5 protein-coding genes and 1 pseudogene are annotated in these 4,959 nt (G+C 61.7%); 5 read left to right on the top strand and 1 reads right to left on the bottom strand.

Annotated elements, in window-relative coordinates; genetic code table 11:
• The 3 genes and pseudogenes from Q8O80_RS18875 to Q8O80_RS18865 all read left to right on the top strand — a co-directional run.
• A pseudogene (locus tag Q8O80_RS18875) lies at window positions 1–297 on the top strand (ABC transporter permease); the annotation flags it as partial.
• Window positions 298–299: 2 nt separating this feature from the next.
• Window positions 300–614 carry an L-rhamnose mutarotase gene (locus Q8O80_RS18870; protein ID WP_305582155.1) on the top strand — a complete coding sequence of 105 codons (315 nt, stop codon included), beginning with the start codon at window positions 300–302 and terminating at the stop codon, window positions 612–614.
• A gap of 3 nt (window positions 615–617) precedes the next feature.
• Window positions 618–1,988, top strand: coding sequence for an FGGY-family carbohydrate kinase (locus tag Q8O80_RS18865; protein WP_305582153.1), 1,371 nt, complete (start codon window positions 618–620; stop codon window positions 1,986–1,988).
• A gap of 28 nt (window positions 1,989–2,016) precedes the next feature.
• Here Q8O80_RS18865 and Q8O80_RS18860 read toward each other — a convergent pair whose 3' ends face one another.
• On the bottom strand, window positions 2,017–3,036 hold the full coding sequence (locus Q8O80_RS18860; RefSeq protein WP_305582152.1) for a class 1 fructose-bisphosphatase: 1,020 nt from the start codon (window positions 3,034–3,036) through the stop codon (window positions 2,017–2,019).
• 305 nt (window positions 3,037–3,341) lie between these two features.
• Here Q8O80_RS18860 and Q8O80_RS18855 point away from each other — a divergent pair, with 305 nt between their 5' ends.
• Together Q8O80_RS18855 and Q8O80_RS18850 are read left to right on the top strand one after the other, a co-directional pair.
• Window positions 3,342–4,394 carry a sensor histidine kinase gene (locus Q8O80_RS18855; RefSeq protein WP_305582151.1) on the top strand — a complete coding sequence of 351 codons (1,053 nt, stop codon included), beginning with the start codon at window positions 3,342–3,344 and terminating at the stop codon, window positions 4,392–4,394.
• A gap of 75 nt (window positions 4,395–4,469) precedes the next feature.
• On the top strand, window positions 4,470–4,844 hold the full coding sequence (locus Q8O80_RS18850; protein ID WP_045648601.1) for a response regulator: 375 nt from the start codon (window positions 4,470–4,472) through the stop codon (window positions 4,842–4,844).
• Window positions 4,845–4,959 lie beyond the last annotated feature (115 nt).

The raw sequence follows: 4,959 nt of genomic DNA, 5'->3' as shown, positions 1-4,959 counted from the left end.
ATTGCGGCGATCTGCCTGACCTCCCGGCTAGGCTCGACGCGGCCTTCCATCGCCTTCGGCTGGGAGCTCGAAATCGTCACCATGGTCGTGCTCGGCGGGGTCAGCATCCTGGGCGGATCGGGCACCATTCCCGGCGTCGTTATCGCCGCCTTCGTGATGGGCATGGTCACCTTCGGCTTTGGCCTGATCAATGTGCCCGGCATCGTCATGTCGATCTTCATCGGCATTCTGCTGATTTCGGTGATCGCCCTGCCGCGTCTGTGGTCTAATTTTCGAACCCGTGGCAAGGCCGTCTGACCATGGAAAAATACGCCTTCAAGATGATGCTCAATCCAGGCTGCGAAGCCGAGTACAAGAAGCGCCACGACGAGATCTGGCCCGAGCTTGTTGCCCTGCTCAAGCGCGCCGGCATATCGGACTATTCCATTCACCTCGATGCCGAGACCGGCATTCTGTTTGGGGTGCTGTGGCGCAAGACCGGCCACGGCATGGATGCGCTGCCGCTCGAGCCGGTCATGCAGGAATGGTGGGCTTATATGGCCGACCTGATGCAGACCGGGGAGGGCGACCAGCCGGTGGCCGTGCCGCTTCAAACCGTCTTCCAGATGGACTGAGAGATGGCAGCCAGCGGCAACATCGCGGTCATCGACATTGGCAAGACCAATGCCAAAATGGTGCTGGTCGATGGCGACGATCTTAACGAAATTGCCGTGCAGTCCCGCCCCAACACCGTGGTCGCCGGCCCGCCCTATCCGCATTTTGACGTTGATGGATTGTGGGACTTCATCGAGCTCAACCTTGCTGAGTTCCATGCCACGCACGGCGTCGCCGCGATCAGCATCACCGCGCACGGCGCCAGCGGCGCCCTGCTTGACAGCGCCGGCGGGCTCGCCGCCCCCATTCTCGATTACGAGCATGCCGGACCCGACGATCTGGCCCACGACTATGACGCACTCCGTCCCGGTTTTGCGGAGACCGGCTCGCCCCGGCTGCCCGCCGGGCTCAATCTGGGCGCTCAACTGCATTGGCAGTTCACCACCATGCCGGGGCTTTTCGACCGCACCCGCTGGATCGTCACCTATCCGCAATACTGGGCGTTCCGGCTGACCGGCATTGCCGCCAATGAAGTAACCTCGCTCGGCTGTCACACCGATTTGTGGGATCCGCATCTGGCGAGATTCTCATCCATGGTCGGCGCGCTGGGCTGGCGTGAAAAGTTCGCGCCGATCCGCCGCACCGGGGAAATCCTTGGGCCCATCCTGCCCGGCATCGCCCGGCGCACCGGCCTGTCCGCAGCCACGCCGGTCTGTTGCGGCATTCACGATTCCAATGCCTCGCTGCTGCCCTATGTTCTGGCCAATGACGAGCCCTTCTCGGTGATTTCCACCGGCACCTGGGTGATCATCATGACGGTGGACGGCGCCGAGGTTTCGCTTGATCCGCTGCGTGACACGCTGATCAATGTCAGCGCCAGCGGAAACAAGGTGCCGTCGGCCCGGTTCATGGGCGGCCGCGAGTTCGAACGCCTGATGCAGGGACGCTCGCAGGTCCAGAACGCGGCCGATATCACTGCGGTGCTCGGCAAGGGCGCGATGCTGTGGCCATCGGTTGAGCCGTCATCGGGCCCGTTTCCCGGCCGCCCGGCGCGGTGGAACTGCGATCCCGCCACGCTGTCCGATGGCGAGCGCGCCGTCGTCGCGTCCTTCTATCTGGCGATGATGACGCGCGTCTGCCTGCAACTGACCGGCAGCCGCGGCAGGCTGTTTGTCGAAGGCGCCATGGCGTCCAATCCGGCCTACATGCAATTGCTGTCGGCCGCGACCGGCCAGAGTGTCACCGGCTCCGCCGGAACCGGCACCAGCCGCGGCGCGGCGCTGCTTGCCTCCGCAAAGTCCCGGCCAGGGCCAAGTCAACCTGAAGAGCAGCCTGGGCAAGGATCGGCAGCCTTGATCGCCTATGCCCAAGAATGGGAGTCCGGTCTCTCCTGATCCACCGGTCTCGTGCGTCCGCCCTGGTTCAGTCCTGGGCGGCGGCGTCCTGGTGGTACCGGTCAAGCCGGGCAACCTCGGACCTGGAGCCCAGAATGACGGCGACGCGCATGTGATGTGTTGTCGGTATAACATCCATGATCCGCTCGGTTCCGGTGGAGGCGGCGCCGCCTGCCTGCTCGATGATCATGGCCATCGGATTGGCTTCATACATCAGCCGCAACTTGCCGCCATCGGCCCTGTTGCCGTCATCGCACGGGTAGAGGAACACGCCGCCGCGGGTCAGGATGCGGTGAACTTCGGCCACCATGGAGGCGACCCAGCGCATGTTGAAGGTCTTGCCGCGCGGGCCATCCTTGCCGGCGATGCACTCGTCGAAATAGCGCTGGATCGGCGCATCCCAGAGCTTGTAGCGCGACGCGTTGATGGCAAATTCGCTGGTTTCCTCCGGAATTTTCATGTCGGGATGGGTCAGACGGAACTCGCCGGTGCCCTGCTGGTGGGTAAATCCGTTGACGCCGTTTCCGGTGGTCACCACCAGCGAGGTTGACGGGCCGTAGACCGAATAGCCGGCGCAGATCTGTTCGCGCCCGGCGAGCAGAACCGACCTGTCGTCGCCGCCGTCAATAGCCTCGGCAATCCGCACCACCGAAAAGATCGACCCGACCGACAGGTTCAGGTCAAGGTTGGACGACCCGTCGAGCGGGTCGAAATAGACCAGGTAATCGCCGGCCTCCGGTTTGGCCTTCAACCAATAGACCTCGTCCACCTCTTCCGACACCAGCGCCGCCACGCGGCCGCAGTTGGAGCAGTGCCGGATGAATTCCTCGTCCGCCAGCACGTCCATCTGCTTTTGTGTTTCGCCTTGAACATTGATTGATCCGGCGCTGCCCAGATTGCCGACGAATGCCCCGCTGCGGACGTGGTTGGAGATGATGCGGCAGGAGGTCGCGATGTCTTCCAGCAGAAAGATCAGATCCTTCTCCAGCGCATGCTGGCTGTGTTCGAGCAGCAGAAACTGACGCAGGGTGAGTTGCTTTTCATGCATGGAGGATTCCAATTTCCAACTTCAAGGACGGGATAGGCCCGCAATCCGGACCGGATCGATTCTGGCCGGGCTAGCTCCGGCCAACACCTCTTATCATCCCAATGCGCATGGGTGCGACAAAGAACTGCGGCAAGTTGCATCAGCAATCTTCGCCGTGATGCTGCAACTGCGAAAAAATAGGATGGTGCTGGTATGCACCTGGCATGTTACGTTGCATTTGGACGCCAGCCTCAGGGCTGCGTCAGACGGCGTTCCCACCGAGTAATGACTCGCGCCGCGAGTCTCCGGCCCTTGAGGGCCATGTCATGTCAACGAAACCTACTGTGCATATCGAAGCGGCGAGCACTCTCGCCGTGGTCATATCATCGAACGAGCCGCTGCTTCTGCTGTCCGATGACCTGAAGGTCATTGCCGCGAGCGCATCGTTCTGCCGGGTATTTTCAATCGACCCGGCGGCAATTCCAGGTAAACGTCTCGGCGAGCTCGGGAATGGCGAATGGGCGATGCCCACGCTTGCCTCGCTGCTGAAGGCGACCGCAAATGGAAAAGCCCAAATCGAAGCCTACGAAATCGACCTCAAGCGGTCCAATCAGAAGACAAGGCAATTGGTCGTCAACGCGTGCACGCTCGATGATGGCGACATCGACAATATCCGGCTTCTTCTGGCTCTCACCGATGTGACCGACGCGCGCGCCGAAACCCGGCTGAAGGATGATCTCGTTCGCGACAAGGCTCTGCTGATGCAGGAAGTCCAGCATCGGGTGGCCAACAGCCTGCAGATCATTGCCAGCGTTCTCATGCAGAGCGCCCGCCGGGTTCAGTCGGAGGAAGCGCGCGGGCACCTTCAAAACGCCCATCACCGGGTCATGTCGATCGCGGCCTTGCAGCGGCAACTGTCCATCTCGGAGGGTGGCAACGTCAAGCTCCGTCCCTATTTGACGCAGCTTTCGCAAAGCCTTGGCGCCTCGATGATCCCCGACCCGGACCGGCTCTCGATAACGGTGACGGTCGATGACAGCGCCGTGGGCGCTGACGTTTCCGTAAGCCTGGGGCTGATCGTCACGGAACTGGTGATCAACGCCCTCAAACACGCTTTTCCTGATCAGGCAACGGGCATGATCCTGATCGACTATCGGTCGTCCGGCACCGACTGGACGCTTTCGGTCACCGACAACGGCATCGGCATGCCAGCCGGGATCGATGCACCCAAGGCGGGACTCGGCAGCGGCATTGTCGAAGCACTCGCCAGAAATCTGCTCAGTGACATTCAATCGACAAATACAGATCCCGGCACCGCGGTAACAATCAGTCATCGCGGCAACGCCGGTGTCCAAGCCGATCTTCCGACCGCAGCATAGGAACCTGATGCCCTCCGAAGCTCCATGCCCCCGGAACCGACACGGCGCCCCGACTCCTCAAAATCCGAGCTGCAGATGAACAATGGCAGGGCGGTGGTCCTCGTGGTTGAAGACAACGCAATTATTCGGATGGGCGCCGTTGATCTGGTGATTTCCGCTGGCTACGAAGCGCTGGAGGCATGCGATGCGGATGAAGCAATTCGTATCATGGAGTCGCGCGACGACATCGATCTGGTGTTTACCGACGTGCAGATGCCTGGGACGATGGACGGCATCAAGCTCTGCCATTACATCAGCCAGGGCTGGCCACCCGTGAAGCTAATCGTGGCCTCCGGCAACGCTATTCTTGAAGAGAGCAGTCTGCCGGGCGGCAGCATGTTCTTCTCAAAACCCTATCATGACCACACAATCAAGGACGCAATGGCCCGCCTGCTTTCGAGCAAGGCTTGAGTGGCCCCACCGGTTGAATCCTCCCCTGCAACAGACGGCTCGCGGCTTCGCGGCCTGACGCATGGCCCAGAGGAATGACGGGTTGCGCGGGCACGGCGGGGCAAGGGCTTCAGCC

The sequence above is a fragment of the Devosia sp. genome (genome assembly GCF_030689745.1).
GTDB lineage: Bacteria > Pseudomonadota > Alphaproteobacteria > Rhizobiales > Devosiaceae > Devosia > Devosia alba.
This window is presented reverse-complemented; position numbering and strand designations above follow the sequence as displayed.